The sequence below is a fragment of the Natronorubrum aibiense genome (genome assembly GCF_009392895.1).
Taxonomy (GTDB): Archaea; Halobacteriota; Halobacteria; order Halobacteriales; family Natrialbaceae; genus Natronorubrum; species Natronorubrum aibiense.
This window is the reverse complement of record NZ_CP045488.1, coordinates 1,598,000-1,614,453: the sequence shown is the minus strand read 5'-3', so window position 1 is coordinate 1,614,453 and position 16,454 is coordinate 1,598,000. Positions and strand designations below refer to the sequence as shown.

Sequence of the window (16,454 nt, the reverse complement as noted above, 5' to 3'; positions counted from 1 at the left end):
TAACAGCGTCAACACTGGATGCCGGGCAGATCGGTCTGATTCTCGAGGATCGTCCCAGTGACGACCGCGTTGTTCCCGACGGTGACGGTCCCGCAAGCCATGACATCACCGTCGATTTCGGCGTTGTTCCGAATATCGACGTTACCGCCGGCGATGAGATCGCCGCTGATGGCGTTGTTCCAGATCGTGATATCGCCCTGTGCGACGATGTCTCCGCCGACGTTCGCGTTGTTGTCGATCGTCACCGACCCGCCGCTGCTGATGTTGCCACCGACATCGACGTTGTTGTCGACGGTCACGTCGCCCCCAGCAGTGACGTCGCCGTCTTCGTCAACTGTGATCTCGACCGGCTCGGCAGTACAGTCTACGGGTATGAGGGCAGCCGTCTCTCGAGTCGCGTCCACACTCGAGCCGTCGTCCGACGCAACAAACTGTAACAGGATGTAGTAAGATCCCTCGAGCGACGTTGCATCGTCACATGCAAGCTGGACGTCGAACGTATTGGCCTCGCTGCCGGGCTGGACTGTCGCCGAAAGCGCCGTCGACGTGACCGGGTCATTGTTGTCGTCGGTGATCCGAACGACCGATGTGTCGACGGTAGCCGGATCAGCCCCGCCGAAGTTGTCGGTCACGGTGTAGACGACCGTTGAATCCGCGGGCGAGTCGATCGCCGCCGATCCCGAACGGTCCTCGAGGCCGAGATAGGCACTCGAGTCGTCGGCCGTCGCGACGCTCACACCACGATCGGCGGCGATCGTGTCGAAGCCGAACGTCGGCCCGGCCATAACCGCTACGCCGAGGAGGATGAACACGATCGCAATACCTGTGAAAGGACGTGTCATGTTGGAGTACTGTATGTGTGATAATCCCAGATGTTGCGAACTGGCTCAATTTCCCGTCTCGGACATCTGTATCCGTATAATAGCTACGAGACGGGCATATATAAGTACACTGTACTGTCACAAAAGATCATATATCGGTTGGCCTCGACTCACTATGGGACGCCATCGGAGTCGATCATCTGTCTCAAGTGTCGCCGATTGCCCCGGACGCAATAGGCGTACGACAGCTGCGGGTGTTTCGAGATGTCGTGTCGCTCGAGAGTATGTGACCTGACAGCAGTCCAAATACTCGAGACGGCCGATTTCGGCCGTTCAGGCCGGTCTTGAAGGTGATTGCGGTGTTGCTGCAACGGGTATTATCAAGCTTGAACAGTGTCTCGGTACTCAATACAAAGTGGGTGGGATTCCAAGGGAGGAGCAAGAACCGCGTTCCGGACCCAGCGGCGAGGGTCGCGGCGTGGTTACATGGAGACTACAATCATGAGCATGAACCGACGCAATGTGTTAGTTGGACTGGGAACGATCGTCGCGGGCGGCGGAGCTGCACTGGGCACTGGTGCGTTTAGCAGCGTGAGTGCGGATCGGACAGTGAACATCAGTACCGAGGGTGACGGCGCGGCACTCCTTGGATTAGACGTCAGTGGTGATCTTGCCGGTGGGACCGAGAATGTTATCCAATTTGATCTTGACGCTGATATTAACATTGACGCAGTGACCACATTTTCTGAAGCTCTCACGATTACCAACAATGACCCAAGTCCCGATACCGGTGATCCCGATATCGGCGACATTGACATCACGATTCAGGATGCAAATGAAAATGATCTTCTTGTCAACAGTAATAGTATTGCCGAGGGGTCTGGAATGAACTTTGTGGACACTGACAACACCCTTACTGGAAATATCCTCACACTCTCACCAGAGGCCAGTGAAACATTCAATGTTGTGTTTGAATTCACTGGCGTAAATAATCCAACAGAAGACGATATTCCAGGAGAAATCACTATCGAAGCGGTTCCATCGGGACAATAAACGAACTTATCGAACCTTCTCTTGAACAGACAATAATAAGTGATTAATGACGCTGTTCGTCGAAAAAGAAATTCTGAATGCCATCCACCAAGATCCTCCTCACTGCCGCCGCAGCCTGCTTTCTCTTCGCGTTGGCAGTCCCAACAGTAGCAATCACGGTGGGTGAAGACACGACAGCCGACGACGTCGTCCTCGAGCCAACCTCCTCCTACTCCACAATCGAAGACGGCGACCTCCGACTCGACCTCGAGAAACTCAACGACCGTGCGATCACACGCGCGGATGGGGTCTTCACGATTGCAGTCAACGACGACGCCGTCGAGCGAATCTGGATCGAAAATGAGGTTGACGGCCTCGAGTTCTACGCGGACGGCGACCGTTCGGCGACCGTCTCGGCGTCGAACCCACTCGAGCCAACGGCCGGACAGACGACGAGCATCGGCGTAGCGATCGATACGCACCTCGCCGAAAGCGGCACCGAGACGTTCACGATCCACGTCCGGTACGAGGACGACGAGGAGGATGACGAGCCGACCGATGTCGAACTCGAGGCCGTCGAACTCGATCGGACGACCGTCGGGACGGGCGATACCGTGACGGTGAACGCGACCTACCGGAACGACGGGGCCATGACGAGACAGCGGACGGCCACGTTGACCGTCGATGGCATCACCGTCGACACGAAAACATTCGAGATCGGCCCCGGCGAGACGACCTCGGTGGTCTTCGAACGGGAGCTACAGTGGCCCGGCACGTACGAGATCGGCGTCGACGGGCGGACCGAATCGGTCACCGCCGAGGGGCCGCCGATCGACGTGCTCGACGCCTCGGTTGCCGACAGCGAACTCACGGTGGGCGAGACGACGACGGTCGAGGCGACGGTGAGGAACCCCACGGAGAGGCGAGTCGATCGCACCCTCGAGCTCGCCGTCGACGGCATCGTCGTCGATACGCGAACGGTGACGCTCGAGCCGAACTCGGAGCGGATGGTGACGTTCGACCGGCAGTTCACCGAGCCCGGCACGTACGCGATCGCGGTCAGTGGCGTCAAGGCGGGCTCGATTACGGTCGAGGAACCAGAGCCGTTCACGCTTCAGAACCGCGAACTCTCGGCGGCGACGACGGCAGCGCTCGCCCCACCGATGACTGCCGGGTTCCTGTTCTTGGCAGCCGCGGCGAACCGCCGGTGGGCGCTCGTCTCGAGGTAAGCGTGGCGACTTGAGACACCTCACAAGGTGTTTAAGATGATCGACTCCGAATATCAGTATAGTTGAACAATCAGGTTTCCATGAACGTCCGTAGGACGAGCCAATGACGTCAACGACGCTCCTCAAGCGAGTGTTCGGTGTCGTCGTCGCACTTGCCATCGTGTTGTTGCTGGTCGGCCAGCTACTGGGACAGCCGATCCTGCTCGGGTACGTCGCGACGGGCAGTATGGAGCCGACGATGAACGCCGGCGACGGCTTCGTCGCGATCCCGACCGCCGTTTCGGGGTCGGTCGCGGACGGTGATGTGGTCGTCTTCGACGCGCGAGAGCTTCACGGCGGCGGGCTGACAACTCATCGCGTCGTCGGCGAGACCAGTGAAGGATACATCACGAAAGGCGACGCCAACCCGTTTACCGACCAAGACGGCGGCGAACCCCACGTCACGGACGGCCAGATCGTTGCCAAAGCATGGCAGGTAAACGGCGAGGTCGTCACGATCCCACACCTTGGGACGGCCATCATGGGTGTTCAGAACACTGCAGCAGCAGCTGTCGGGACGATCGGCCCGATTCTCGGGCTGACAACGTCGCCCGACTCGGAGGGGACCGGCTCGCTGCTGGTCGCCGTCGGCATCGCCCTGCTCGGGTTCGGCGTGCTCCTCGAGCGAATCGGGCCTGCACGACGCGAGAAGCGGCGCTCGCGCTCTCGGGAGAACGTGCTCGCGTTCTGGACGACGCTCGGGCTGGTCTTGCTCGTGTTCGTGACGTTCGCGACCGCAGCGATGGTCGTGCCGTCGGGTACCACCGAGTACGAAGTCGTGAGTACCGAAACGCCCGAGGATAATCCACAGATCCTCGCCCCCGGTGAGACGGGCGAACTCACACGGACGATCGATAACGCGGGCTACCTCCCAATCGTCGTCGTCCACGAAGCCAGAAGTAACAACGTCGAGACGGACCCACCCTGGCAGACGGTCGGGATTCGCTCGAGCGGAGAGACGACGGTCTCGCTGACGGCACCTGAGACGACCGGCCAGTACACCCGCCATGTCGGCGAGTACCGCTATCTCGCTGTGTTGCCGCCGGCGCTTTTAGTCTGGCTCCACGGGCTTCATCCCCTCGTCGCGATCGCCGCCGTCAACGGAGTCATCGTCGGGGTTGCCGTCGTAATCGTCCTCGTCGTGTTCGGCCGCGGTGATTTGCGCCTTCGCTCCGCCGGCACACACGTTCCGCTGTCGACTCGACTCGAGCGAAAGCTTCGGAAGTGGCTCTGACCGCCTGCTCGGGCAGAGGTGGCCGACATCGTTATAATGGTTGCAAAAAGTGAATGTACGCATGTGAGTCCGCTCTCCGATCCGTTGTAACAGGTCGGATACGGATTAGGGAGGGGAGCAAACCGGTGGGGCCGGTCGACGGGGGTATCCGAACAGTGATCGATAATCCACGACTCGAGTTAGTACTCGCCCAGTACGGTCGCCTAATCACGATTGCACTGATCGTCGTCGGTGCGCTTGCACTCGGCGCGACGGGCTGGGCCGTTGCGAATCCGACGACGGAGACGACCACGCAGTACGGCGACGAACACGTCGAAAGCAACGTCGGGACGAGTGCCGTCGTCGTGCGGGACGGCGAACTCTGGAGCGAGGGCGACCGCCTCGAGAACAGCGGCGTCTACGTGCGCAACGCCACGCCGGAGCTCACCCTCGAGCCCGAGACCAGCCTGCGAGACGAGACCGAGGGGGCGATCGACGACGCCGACGTCCACCACGAACTGATCCTTCGGTTCGACGCGACCAGAGACGGCGAGTCGTTCTGGAACGAGACCCACACCGTCATCGACGAATCGCCACCCGTCGAGGACGGCGTCGCAACGTCGACGGCGACGATCGACGTCGACTCCTACCGCGACCGCCAGCGCCAACTCGAGCGAGAACTCTCGGGCGTCGGCTCGGTCGACCTCGAGTTGGCGTTCCGTGTCGAGTACGACACCGGGAGAAGTCAGGGCACACAGCAGGCGTCGACGGCGTTTCAGGTGACCGACGACGCCTACTGGCTGGCTGAGTCGCTGTCGGTGTCAGAGAGCCATACCTATCAGACGGGCACCCAACAGACCACCGAATCGCGGAGTCTCGGAACGATCGCCGGGCTCTCACTGCTGGGGACGTTCGCACTCGTGGGGGCCGCGTTCGTCGCGCGGCGAGCCCCGGTCGACGAGGAGGCCGCTCGGCGTGCGGTCCACGAACAGCGCTACGCCGAGTGGATCTCGCGTGGCTCGATTCCGATGTGGGTCGGCGACTACCACATCTCGCTCGATACACTCGAGGACGTCGTCGACGTCGCGATTGACACGAACAAACGCGTCGTCCACGACCGCCAGCGCGGGCTGTTCGCCGTCGTCGGCGACGACGTCGTCTACTACTACAGCGAGCGCGGGCTCTGGGAGGAGACCGCGTGGCCGGAGCTGAACCTCCAGAAACAGTCCCGGCCGGCCGACGAAGAACCGACGTTTTCGCCCGACGAGTTAGAGCTCGAAGGGAGAGACGAGTTCGGCGATCCCGACGAGGGTGGGTTCGACGACGACGAAGACGTCTGGAAGAAACTCTGATCGGTTCCGGACGGCTCGAGTGGTCGAGCCGGTGTGACTCGACTCAGAGACGGTCGGCCAGCGTCGACACCGTTTGTATCGTGGTCCAGTCCGAAGAGTCGGGTACGTCGTGGCGTCTCCGGGGAGTCTGTAATCAAAATATGTATCAAAGAGGTGGCGAAAGCCTGCCATGTATGGAAACACCACTCATCGTCACGGACTTCCTCGAGCAAGCGCGGACGTACTACGGCGACGAGGAAGCCGTCATCGGCGTCGATGGTGATCGATTCACGTACGACGAACTCGGTGAGCGCGTCGACCGATTTTCGGCGGCGCTCCAGGAGCGGGGTATCGAGAAAGGGGACCGGGTGGCCGTGCTCGATCCGAACACACACTACCACCTCGAGGCGGCCTACGGGGCAATGCAGATCGGCGCGGTGTTTACGCCGCTGAACTATCGGCTCACGCCCGACGATTACGAGTACATCCTCTCGGATGCGGGCGTCGACGCGATCTACGCGGATTACGAACACGCAGAGAAGGTCGAGGCGATTCGGGACGACGTGCCCACGGAGACGTTCATCACGAACGACGCCGACGTCGTCGACGGGGAGTGGGAAGACTTCGAGACCGTCCTCGAGGACGCGGGCACCGCGTTCGACCAGCCCGAGATGGACGAAGACGAGATCATCACGATCAACTACACCTCGGGGACGACGGGCGATCCGAAGGGGGTCTGTCGGACACACCGCACGGAGACCATCCACTCCTATCTGATGACGATTTACCACGAGATCACCGACGACGACGTCTATCTGTGGACGTTGCCGATGTTCCACGTCAACGGCTGGGGGCACATCTACGCGGTGACCGGGATGGGTGCGACCCACGTCTGTACGCGCGGTGTCAACGCCGACGACGTCGTCGATTCGATCACGTCCGAGGACGTGTCGATCCTCTGTGCCGCACCGGCGGTGCTCAACCAGCTGATCGACTACTACGAGGCACACGACGAGCCCGAGATGAGCGGCGACAATCAGGTTCGCGTGACCACGGCCGGCAGCGCGCCACCAGAGGCGACGATCCGCGCCGTCGAAGACGAGTTCGACTGGTATCTCAAGCACCTCTATGGCGCGACCGAGACCGGTCCGCTCATTACGATCTCCGACGCCAAGCGCCTCATCGACGACGAGAACCGCTTCGAGATCAAGAAACGGCAGGGAATGGGCGTCCTCGGCACCGACGTTCGCGTCGTCGACGAGGATGGCGACGACGTCCCACACGACGACCAGACGCTCGGCGAGGTCGTCGTCCGTGGCAACCAGGTGATGGACCACTACTGGAACAAACCCGAGGAGACCGAAGAGGCGTTCAACGACCGCCTCGAGGGCTACTACCACATGGGCGACCTCGCGACGGTCGACGAGAACGGCATGATCGCCCTCCGTGACCGCAAGAAAGACATCATCATCTCTGGCGGGGAGAACATCTCGAGCATCGAACTCGAGGACACGCTGTTCGACCACGACGCGGTCGCTGACGTGGCCGTCATCCCGGCACCCAGCGACGAGTGGGGTGAGACGCCGAAGGCGTTCGTCGTGCCCGCAAACGGCGATCCGAACGACCCACCCGTGTCGGCGGACGAACTGACCGCGTTCTCGCGCGAGCAACTGGCGAGCTACAAGGTCGTCCGTCGGATCGAGTACGTCAAGGAGCTGCCGAAGACGGCGACTGGCAAGACCCAGAAGTATGAACTGCGCCAGCAGGAGTGGGAAGACGAAGACCGGATGATCGGCGAAGGATGACGCCACCGGAGCCGGCAGCGAGGTTCTCGGTTGGTGCAGATCCGCCACTATCTGACCAGCCAGTCAGGACAGGATATGCGGCTGTACGAGCGTTCTCGTCGTACTTTACCAGCCACAAAGTCTCGGAATTTTTCATGTCAAGAACTCCTCGTAAGGCTCAACTTTTATGACGCTGGGGACGTTCGATTCGTAGTATGGCAGAGACCGACGGGGAGGACATCGAAGACTTGCCACCGAGCGCCAAACTCGTCTTCAAGGTTCTCGAGTACGATGGGCCGTTGACCCAGAAACAGATCGTCGAAGAATCGATGCTTTCGGCCCGGACCGTCCGGTACGCACTCGAACGCCTAGAAGGAATCGGAATGGTCGACGAGGATATCTACTTTGCGGACGCTCGGCAGAGTCTCTATCGACTCGAGGAACCGGTCGCAGCCGACGGCAACGGCGTCGACGAGTCCCCGAAAAAGGACGCCTGCTGCGCGGAGTAACCGAGCGCGAGCGGCAGATTATTTTGCGGCGGTACCCGTCTTCGAGCATGGACAAAGAACGGCTCCCGCGGTGGGGCTGGTTGTTGGTCGGATTGTTCGCGATGATGATCGTCGCGAACGTTCTCAACGTCGCCGTGCTCGAGCGGATCGGAGTTCCCGAACAGTACCACGTCATTACACTCATCACGTCGATGGCGCCGGTGTTGATCTACATCGGCGTCTGGTACGACGAAGAACGTCAGCCATACTGGGAGCAGAGCCAAGAACACATCGCCGGTGATCTGGTGTTCGTCGTTGTCGGTGCGGCGATCGGCTCGGCGATCGCACTCGTCGCGGTCATCGATATCGGTCTCCCCCGATTCATCCAGGATATTACCGCGATGGCTGCCGGATTCATGCTGTCGTGGGGGCTGTTCTGGTGGCGGAACCCGAATCTGTATCGCATCGAAGCCAGCACCTGAGCGGACGATACGCGAGATATCGTGCGTCCACCCGTTTTCGGCGACTCAAGTAAGAGATATCGCCTGACAGCCAGTACGCTATCGGCTGGTGCTGACGTCCCGATCGCCGATGCCGGGTGTCGGCGGCGTGATTCGTTTGTGTTGCGTTTCGGCGCACAGCCACGCGAGCGAGCGTGCCGTTTCGTGGTCGATACCGAGTGCCGCCGCGGCCTCGGGGATCGACTTACCATCATCGACGAGCCGCTGTAACAGCGGGTCGATCACGTCGTAGGACGCGCCGAGTTCGTCGGCGTCGGTCTGGTCGGCCCAGAACCCAGCCGTCGGCTCTTTATTGACGATCCGGCGTGGCACGCCGATCCGTGTCGCGAGCGCTCGCACCTCCGTTTTGTAGAGGTCACCGAGCGGATACGTATCGGCCGCGCCGTCGCCGTACTTCGTAAAGTAGCCGAGCAGCCACTCCGAGCGGTTCGCCGTCCCGAGGACGAGTCGCTGCTGGCGGTTCGCCGTGTAGTACGCACAGCACATCCGCAGTCGCGCGATCACGTTCCCGAGCGCGTGGTTGCGCTCGTGTGGCCGCCCGTCCTCGTCCGTCTCGACGTCGGCCTCGAGGGCACACGCCGCCGTCTCCTCGAACGCTTCGAGCAACGGTCGGAGCTGGATCTCGGTAAACTCGATGCCCAGCCCGTCCGCGATAGTCCGGGCCTCGCTGACGCCGGGGTGTTCGCTCTTGTGACAGGGCAGCCCCAGCCCGAGCACGCGGTCACTGCCGAGTGCTTCGACGGCCAGCGCCGCCGTGACGGTGGAATCGATCCCACCGCTCATCGCGACCACGGCACCCTGTGCGCCCGCGTTGTCCACCGTCGTTCGGATATCGTCGACGATCCGCGAGTGCGCTCGCTCGAGGCCGTCGGGGTCCGTAATGAACGATCCCATCGTCGTTCCGGCATTCGAGTACCCGATCGTCTGTCTATCAGCGCCCATAGCGATCAAACTCCATTTTATCCATACTCGATTCAAACATTCGTCTTGTATAAATGCCTGGTCCTTAAACAGCTAGTAGATCAGTGTGTCATTGATAAACAATCAGTCGTTGAGTGCCGGGATCTGGTATAGAATCCACTGTTCTTTCTCGGGGAAGACTACGAATGCGAACTCAACCGCGAGAAAGGCAACTGCTCGTATAGGACGAGAGCAGGTCGCCGCTTACGGAAAGTCAAGGAGAAAGCCCCGTGCGTTAGCGCGGGGATGAATCCGATACTACCCTTCACAGTCCACCGTTCGATGGCACAGCTGGATATTCCACGCTGCGTAATCCCCACCTTCAAGTAGGTTTGTCTACATAGGTTATGTATGGCGAAACAGGTTGTCACCCGCACCTACACTGCTTCCATCAGGAACCAGCAACAGGTGCAAGACGACCTCGATTCGCTCGGGTTCGCCGCCTCGAAACTCTGGAACGTCGGACGGTGGACGTGCAGTCGCATCTGGGATGAAATCGACTACATCCCCGAACACGACGAACTCACCGCCTACCTCAAGTCCCACGAACGCTATGATGACCTGCATTCTCAGTCAAGTTCGTTCGAGACGGCGAAGCCGTCTCGTGATGCCAATGAGCTTCGCTCATTGAGCACAGCGCGTTCTTCAAGAACTCGCTGAAGCGTTCAACGGCTGGTACGGCAAACGACGCAACGGAGATACGAACGCGAACCCGCCCGGCTACCGCAAACACGGCGACAAACACCCACGTTCCACAGTCACATTCAAAGCCGCTGGTTTCAAACTCGACACCCAGTACAACCGCGTTCGACTCTCAAAAGGGTCGAACCTCAAGGAGTACTGGTCGGACTTCATCCTCTGCGAATACCAAACTCGTCCCGACATTGACCTCTCCACCGTGGAGGGCGTTCAACAAGTCAGGGCCGTTTGGACAGGGGATGAATGGGAACTGCACTTCGTGTGTAAAGTCGAGGTCGAAGTGTCCGAAGCACCGGGTGAGAAGACAGTGGGTGTTGACCTTGGCATCAACAACTTCGCCGCACTCGCCTACGAAGACGGTCACGCCGAACTGTACCCGCTGAACTGCCTGAAGCAGGACGACTACTACTTCAGCAAGCGTATCGCTCGCTGTGATGACTCTGGTTCCGAGCAAGCCACGCGGTTGAACCAGAAGAAGTCCGCTCGCCGAACCCACTACTTCCATACCCTCTCCAAACATATCGTTCAGCGATGTGTAGACGAAGATGTTGGAACGATTGTGGTTGGTGACCTCACTGGTATCCGTGAGGACGAGGAGAACGACGAGTCGAAGAGTTGGGGCAATCACGGCAACCTTGACCTGCATTCGTGGGCGTTCGACCGCTTCACCGACCTGCTTGAATACAAGGCCGAGATGGAAGGAATCGCGGTCGAGCAGGTGTCTGAACGTGATACGTCGAAGTCGTGTTCGTGTTGTGGTCGCAAGCGTAAGGCGAACCGTGTTGAACGCGGGTTGTACGTGTGCGATGAGTGCGGTACAGTAGCGAACGCTGATGTGAACGGCGCTGAGAATATTCGACAGAAAGTATCTCCGAGTCTCGCCACAGATGGCGGTGATAGGAGTAACGGCTGGTTGGCACAGCCATCGACGTTCTTGTTTGACAAGGAAACTGGTGCGTTCGCACCTCAAGAACAGGTCACGTCGTAAACCACAATTTCCCAACGCGGGAATCCTCGCCCTTCAGGGCGGGGAGGATGTCAAGACGGGACGACCGTAATCGGCTCTTTGCGATCGATCGCCTGCTCTAGCTCGTCGGCGATTGCACTTCCTCGAGAGACCTGAATTTCGCCGCCGCGACTGACCGTCGCGGTGAACAGATACTCGCCGCCGGCTTGCACTTCGACGGTTTCGCCGTGGTTGCCGTCGACGGGGACGACGACGTGTCGCGAGGTGATCTCGGGGGTGACCATCTGGCCTGCTGGTTGGCCGCCGCCGCGTTGTCCGCCACCGCCACCTGCGCTGGCACCGCCGCCAGCGCCGTAGTTGGGGTTCTCGTCGTGGGTCCGCACGTCGATATCGATCCCCAGCCGGTTCTCGACGTCCGTGATCCGTCCGCCGCCCTTGCCGATCACGCTCGAGATGTCGTCCTCTTCGACGTAGACGACGGCTTTGTTCTGACTCTTGAGTTCGACGTCGACGTAGCCGCGGGCGATCGAGCGGATCTCCCGTTCGATCTCGCTTTTGGCGATCCGATCGACGCCGGACTCGCTGCCGGGGCCACCTTCTTCGTCTTTGAGCGGGACGGTGACGACCTGGCGGTTGAACGTGTAGATCTCGTACTCGGGGTCGCCCGTCTCGAAGTTCGTCACCTGGATCACGGGTCGAGCGAGGTCCTCCTCGGTCAGGCCGGCGGGGACTTTGACCTCCGTCTTGACGTCGTAGACGGTGTTTACCTCACCGGCTTCGATGTAGACGACGGTGTCGACGACTTGGGGAATCATCCCGAGTTCGACCCGGCCGACGAGGCGCTGCAGGGCGTCGATCGGGCGCGTCGCGTGGACGACGCCGATCATGCCGACACCGGCCAGTCGCATGTCCGCGAAGACCTCGAAGTCGTCGGTCTTGCGGACCTCGTCGTAGATGGTGTAGTCGGGACGGACCATCAGGAGTGCGTCCGCCGTTTTCGCCATCTCGCCGCCCAGTTCGGTGTACTGGGTGATCTCGGGGCCGACCTGCAGGTCCCGCGGTTTCTCCATCGTCTTGACGGCATAATCGTGCTCCGAGATGTAGCGAGCGACCGCCTGTGCGAACGTCGACTTCCCGGCCCCCGGTGCCCCCGAGATGAGGACGCCACGCTGGCGCTCGAGCAGCCGTTCTTTCAGTTCGTCGGCTTTCTCGTAGTCTTCGATGTCGGTCTGGGCAATCGGTCGGACGGCCGTAATCTCGATCCCGTCGGCAAACGGCGGACGGCCGATGGCAATCCGATAATCCCGGAACTGGACGATCTTCATGCCCGGTTCGGAGAGTTCGATGAAGCCCTCTGGAGACTCCTTCGCGCCGTCGACGATCTCGCGGGCGTACTCGTCCATCGTCGCCTCGTCGAGCGGTTCGTCGGCGATCTGCTCGTAGCGCATCTCACCGAGTTCGCCCCGCTTGGCCATCGGAACCGTATCCGTCTTGAGGTGGACGCTCATCGTCTGGTCGTCGAAGTAGTTCTCGACGGTCAGCGTGCCCACTTTGCGGACCTCCGGCGAGACGTGCTCGACGTCGAGGCCTTTCGCTTTCGCGACTTCGGCCTGCACGACGTCGCTCGTCAGGAACGTCGCCTCGAGGTCCTCGGCGAGATCGCGGATCAGCGCGTCGATCTCGCCCTCTGCGGCGTGGCCCCGTTCGATCGCGTCGGGACGCTCGCCGATGTACTCGAGGGCGATCACGCCCTCGTCGGCGAGGGCGGCGAGTCGCTGGAGCTCTTCTAAGCCGTCCCAGCCACTGTCGATCCCGTCGTTCGCCTGCGCCTCGAGTTCCGCGACGACGGCTTCCGGCACCGAAATCGTCGCTCCCTCGAACTGCCCATCATCGATCGTCGCCGAGACGCGGCCATCGATGACCACGCTCGTATCCGGCACGACGTGCATATACGGTAACTTGGTCGACGGACGCCTATAAGGGTGTTCCACCAGCAAAGGCACGCGACTCACGGTACGCAAGGGGTGACGGCGGCGAGCGACACCACGCGAAAAACCCGAACAATCGCCCCACGGCAGTACTCCTATTCTGCGAGAACATTCGTTGGATATTACACCTTACACAGGAGAGGTGGAGGTAATGGATCCGGAACAAACGTTCGGACAAGGGGGACTCAACCATTTTCTTTCAGTTGATGAGCTTGTGGACAGAATCGGGCTCGACAACGACGAGATCGCGTGGCGAAAGGAGTTCGTCGGCTTCGATGAGGAGGACGAACAGCGGTTAGCGGACCTCGAGACGCTGTTGCGCGAGAACCAAGACGAGATTGCAGACGACTTCTACGACAAGATTCTGCAGTACAAACAGACCAGAGCGGTCATCAACCGCTCGCCGAAGGACGTTCCGGCACTGAAACAGACCCAGCGGGCGTATATGGTCTCGCTGTCCACGGGCGACTACGACCAATCGTTTTTCGCCAACCGGGCTCGAGTCGGCAAGCTCCACGAGATCCTCGACATGCCGTTGAAACACTACGTGGGTCAGTACGGCGTCTACTACACGCTGTTGCTCGATCGGCTCAACGAGCGCGCCCAGCGGCAGGTCGTCGACGCGATCGAAGAGTGGGTCGAAGAGCAGGAATCCGAAGGCGGTGGCATCGGCGGCTTCGTCAGTGCGCTCGGCTTCGGTGGCGACGACGACGATGACGGCCTCGAGGAATCGTTCGAGGCGACAGTCAGAGACGCGGTCGACGACGGGATGATGGACGTGCTCTCGCTGTTGCGCATCATCAACCTCGACATGCAGATCGCGACCGACACGTACGTCGACTCCTACGCGAAGCGACTCGAGGACTCGATCGAGCGCCGCCAGCGACTGGCGCGAGAAGTCGAAGAGGACGTCCAAGGCCCGATCGAGGAACTGCACAACGCGAGCGAAGTGATCGCCGGTCGTGCTCAGACGATCAGCAGCCACACGAACGCACAGGCGAGAAACACGAATCAGGCGGCGACAGAACTCGGCGAGTTGAGCGCCGCGATCGAAGAGGTCGCGAGCGTCGCCGACGACGTCCGCTCGGAGAGCGAACGAGCCGAACGGCTCACCGCCGACGGCGTCGAAGCGGCCGACGACGCCTTGGACGAACTCGAGGCCATCGAGGACGCGACCGAAGACGTCACCAAATCCGCCGACGACCTCGAGAGCAGAACGGAAGAGATCGACGCGGTTCTCGAGCGACTCGACGACGTCGCCGAGCGGACGACCGTGCTGGCGAAAAACGCCAAAATCGAGGCCTCGCGCTCGGAGGGCGCGAACGCGGGGACGATGGGTGTGATCGCAAACGAAGTCGAGTCGTTCGCCGAGCAGACCAAACGCGACCTCGCGGCGATCGAAGACGCCGTCGAAGGCGTTCGCCGGGACGCGATGAAGACGGTCGAAACGACCGAAGAGACAGCCGAGCGAATCGACGATGGCACCGACCGGGTTCGCGAGACGATGGACTCGCTCGAGGAGATCCACGACGCGGTCGACCAGACGGCATCGAAGATGGAAGACATCGCGGCGGCGACCGACCAGCAGGCGCGCAACGTCGAGACGGCGGCGACGACCGTCGAAGACATCTCGCAGACGGCGAATCAGGTCGCCGACGCGACGGAGTCGGTCGCCGCGGCCAGCGAAGAACAGACCGCCAGCCTCCAGAGCGTCGGCGAGACCGTTTCGAGACTGACCGAAGGCGACGACGAGGACGAGGACGACCGGCCGGTGTACGAGCAAGTCCAGTAGGCCATCACGCAAAGCAGGGCGATCGCTCGATGGACACAACACCCACCGCGTCGTAGTGGTCGCCATGACCGTCCGTGAGTTGACGCGCGAGTTGGTGTCGATTCCGAGCCACGACGACGAGACGGCCGCGGGAGATCACATCGAGACGTGGCTGCGACGTGAGACCGACGCCGAGGTCACCCGCGATGTGGCCGGGAACGTGATCGCACGGAAGGGAACTGGCGACCGGACGCTGGCGCTCGTCGGCCACCACGACGTCGTCGAGCCCGCGGCGTCGCAAGTTGTCGGTACGTCTGAGACGGCCGCGGATGACCTCGAGTACGTCGTCGAGCAGCGAGACGGTCGCCTCTACGGTCGTGGCGCGGCGGACATGAAAGGCGCAGTCGCAGCCGCGATGCTCGCGTTCCGCGACAGCGACCCATCGCCAGCCGGGGAACTCGTTTTCGCCAGTTTCGTCGGCGAGGAAGTTGGCGGCGTTGGCGCACAACACGCCATCGAGCACGGCTTTTCCCCCGACTACGCCATCGTCGGCGAAGGGTCGACGGGCTATTCAAGCCCCGGCGTGACGGACGTCGCCGTCGCCCACAAGGGCCGACGCGGAAGTACGATCACCGCTCGCGGCACGGCCGCCCACGCAAGCGAAGTCGACGCCGGCGAGAACGCCATCTACCGCGCGACCGACGCCGTCGACCTCGTTCGCGCCCTCGAGGCCCCGGCGATCGACGTGGCGGGCGAGACGCTCGCGGGCAGTCTCGCCGTCACCGAAATCGAGGGTGGGGTGGCGATGAACGTCATCCCCGACCGCTGTACGCTGACTGTTGACGAGCGAACGGTGCCGGGCGAGCGGGCCTCGCTCGAGCGCCTCGAGGACCTCGAGGGCATCACGTGGACCGTCGATCAGGACCTCCCGCCGATGCGGTGTACGGACGAGGCGTTCGCCGAGGCGGTCCGCGAGGCGGCCGACGCCGCCCAATCGGGGACGCCGGCACTCGTGACGAAACCCCACGCAACCGATGCCGGATGGCTTTCCCAGGCCGGGACTGAATGCGTGATTTGCGGGCCGTCAGAGCCCGGCGAGGCCCACACGGAAACCGAAAGCGTCTCGCTCGCAGTGCTCGAGCGGTGTCGAAAGACCTACCAGCGGGTCGCGGCGTCGTGGCCGTAGTGCGGGCTCGAGGTGGCGGGCCGGAGCCGTAAGCCGTCTGCTATGCGGTAGCGGGTTAGAGGCCGGGGATGCCAACTGCGCCAAAGCTGGTGATCCCGACCGCGGCGAGTGCGTACAGGACGATCAAGACGGTCACCCACGCGAGCAGGCCGATCATCGCGGCGGCGGTCCATTCGCCGGGATACCGGAAGTTGATCACCGCGATGTACGCGAGCAGGGCCAGCAGCGGCCCCAATAGGGGTATCCAGCCGACGAAGAAGCCGACGACGGCCCAGACGACCGCCCCGATGATCGCGGTGACGATCGCGCGGTCGAAGCTGCCAGCGCCGACGATGACGCGCGCGCTGACGTAGATACCCAGTGCACCGATCAACAGGCTCGCGATGAACACGATTATCGAAGCGACTACCATTGTACCAAGAGAG

13 protein-coding genes and 1 pseudogene are annotated in these 16,454 nt (G+C 61.6%); 10 read left to right on the top strand and 4 right to left on the bottom strand.

Going from position 1 to position 16,454, the window contains the following annotated elements; all coding sequences use genetic code 11:
- Positions 1-8: 8 nt before the first annotated feature.
- The gene (locus GCU68_RS07905; RefSeq protein ID WP_152940481.1) at positions 9-842 is read right to left on the bottom strand and encodes a bactofilin family protein; all 834 of its coding nucleotides are present in this window, start codon (positions 840-842) and stop codon (positions 9-11) included.
- A gap of 480 nt (positions 843-1,322) precedes the next feature.
- On the opposite strand from GCU68_RS07905, the gene GCU68_RS07900 reads away from it, so the two are divergent.
- From GCU68_RS07900 to GCU68_RS07870, 7 genes are all read left to right on the top strand, one after another.
- Positions 1,323-1,874: a hypothetical protein gene (locus GCU68_RS07900; RefSeq protein WP_227014980.1), complete on the top strand. Its 552-nt coding sequence runs from the start codon at positions 1,323-1,325 to the stop codon at positions 1,872-1,874.
- Positions 1,875-1,951: 77 nt separating this feature from the next.
- Complete coding sequence (locus GCU68_RS07895) at positions 1,952-3,082, top strand: CARDB domain-containing protein (protein ID WP_152940479.1); 1,131 nt, start codon at positions 1,952-1,954, stop codon at positions 3,080-3,082.
- A gap of 103 nt (positions 3,083-3,185) precedes the next feature.
- Positions 3,186-4,355, top strand: coding sequence for a signal peptidase I (locus GCU68_RS07890; protein WP_152940477.1), 1,170 nt, complete (start codon positions 3,186-3,188; stop codon positions 4,353-4,355).
- A 155-nt stretch (positions 4,356-4,510) separates the two neighbouring features.
- Positions 4,511-5,686: a DUF5305 domain-containing protein gene (locus GCU68_RS07885; protein WP_152940475.1), complete on the top strand. Its 1,176-nt coding sequence runs from the start codon at positions 4,511-4,513 to the stop codon at positions 5,684-5,686.
- A gap of 173 nt (positions 5,687-5,859) precedes the next feature.
- On the top strand, positions 5,860-7,470 hold the full coding sequence (locus tag GCU68_RS07880) for a long-chain-fatty-acid--CoA ligase (RefSeq protein ID WP_152940473.1): 1,611 nt from the start codon (positions 5,860-5,862) through the stop codon (positions 7,468-7,470).
- A 194-nt stretch (positions 7,471-7,664) separates the two neighbouring features.
- Positions 7,665-7,958 (top strand): MarR family transcriptional regulator, encoded by a 294-nt coding sequence (locus GCU68_RS07875; protein ID WP_008161972.1) that lies wholly within the window; start codon positions 7,665-7,667, stop codon positions 7,956-7,958.
- Positions 7,959-8,005: 47 nt separating this feature from the next.
- On the top strand, positions 8,006-8,419 hold the full coding sequence (locus tag GCU68_RS07870) for a hypothetical protein (RefSeq protein WP_152940471.1): 414 nt from the start codon (positions 8,006-8,008) through the stop codon (positions 8,417-8,419).
- Between the two features lie 78 nt (positions 8,420-8,497).
- Here GCU68_RS07870 and GCU68_RS07865 read toward each other — a convergent pair whose 3' ends face one another.
- A complete protein-coding gene (locus GCU68_RS07865) occupies positions 8,498-9,400 on the bottom strand; it encodes an NAD+ synthase (RefSeq protein WP_152940469.1) in 903 nt (300 codons plus the stop codon).
- A 369-nt stretch (positions 9,401-9,769) separates the two neighbouring features.
- On the opposite strand from GCU68_RS07865, the pseudogene GCU68_RS07860 reads away from it, so the two are divergent.
- Positions 9,770-11,105: pseudogene (locus tag GCU68_RS07860) on the top strand (RNA-guided endonuclease InsQ/TnpB family protein).
- A gap of 50 nt (positions 11,106-11,155) precedes the next feature.
- Here GCU68_RS07860 and GCU68_RS07855 read toward each other — a convergent pair.
- Positions 11,156-13,033, bottom strand: a complete 1,878-nt coding sequence (locus GCU68_RS07855; protein ID WP_152940467.1) for a PINc/VapC family ATPase — start codon at positions 13,031-13,033, stop codon at positions 11,156-11,158.
- A gap of 190 nt (positions 13,034-13,223) precedes the next feature.
- On the opposite strand from GCU68_RS07855, the gene GCU68_RS07850 reads away from it, so the two are divergent.
- Positions 13,224-14,864, top strand: coding sequence for a globin-coupled sensor protein (locus tag GCU68_RS07850; RefSeq protein WP_152940465.1), 1,641 nt, complete (start codon positions 13,224-13,226; stop codon positions 14,862-14,864).
- A gap of 64 nt (positions 14,865-14,928) precedes the next feature.
- Positions 14,929-16,029: a M20 family metallopeptidase gene (locus GCU68_RS07845; RefSeq protein ID WP_152940463.1), complete on the top strand. Its 1,101-nt coding sequence runs from the start codon at positions 14,929-14,931 to the stop codon at positions 16,027-16,029.
- A gap of 55 nt (positions 16,030-16,084) precedes the next feature.
- Here the strand turns inward: GCU68_RS07845 and GCU68_RS07840 are convergent, their stop codons facing one another.
- Positions 16,085-16,441, bottom strand: a complete 357-nt coding sequence (locus tag GCU68_RS07840) for a hypothetical protein (RefSeq protein ID WP_152940461.1) — start codon at positions 16,439-16,441, stop codon at positions 16,085-16,087.
- Between the last annotated feature and the right edge of the window lie 13 nt (positions 16,442-16,454).

Bases quoted from the DNA above. Each gene is read 5' to 3' on its own strand.
- GCU68_RS07905 (WP_152940481.1), bottom strand. From the start codon at position 842: ATGACACGTCCTTTCACAGGTATTGCGATCGTGTTCATCCTCCTCGGC.
- GCU68_RS07900 (WP_227014980.1), top strand. From the start codon at position 1,323: ATGAGCATGAACCGACGCAATGTGTTAGTTGGACTGGGAACGATCGTC.
- GCU68_RS07895 (WP_152940479.1), top strand. From the start codon at position 1,952: ATGCCATCCACCAAGATCCTCCTCACTGCCGCCGCAGCCTGCTTTCTC.
- GCU68_RS07890 (WP_152940477.1), top strand. From the start codon at position 3,186: ATGACGTCAACGACGCTCCTCAAGCGAGTGTTCGGTGTCGTCGTCGCA.
- GCU68_RS07880 (WP_152940473.1), top strand. From the start codon at position 5,860: ATGGAAACACCACTCATCGTCACGGACTTCCTCGAGCAAGCGCGGACG.
- GCU68_RS07875 (WP_008161972.1), top strand. From the start codon at position 7,665: ATGGCAGAGACCGACGGGGAGGACATCGAAGACTTGCCACCGAGCGCC.
- GCU68_RS07870 (WP_152940471.1), top strand. From the start codon at position 8,006: ATGGACAAAGAACGGCTCCCGCGGTGGGGCTGGTTGTTGGTCGGATTG.
- GCU68_RS07865 (WP_152940469.1), bottom strand. From the start codon at position 9,400: ATGGGCGCTGATAGACAGACGATCGGGTACTCGAATGCCGGAACGACG.
- GCU68_RS07855 (WP_152940467.1), bottom strand. From the start codon at position 13,033: ATGCACGTCGTGCCGGATACGAGCGTGGTCATCGATGGCCGCGTCTCG.
- GCU68_RS07850 (WP_152940465.1), top strand. From the start codon at position 13,224: ATGGATCCGGAACAAACGTTCGGACAAGGGGGACTCAACCATTTTCTT.
- GCU68_RS07845 (WP_152940463.1), top strand. From the start codon at position 14,929: ATGACCGTCCGTGAGTTGACGCGCGAGTTGGTGTCGATTCCGAGCCAC.
- GCU68_RS07840 (WP_152940461.1), bottom strand. From the start codon at position 16,441: ATGGTAGTCGCTTCGATAATCGTGTTCATCGCGAGCCTGTTGATCGGT.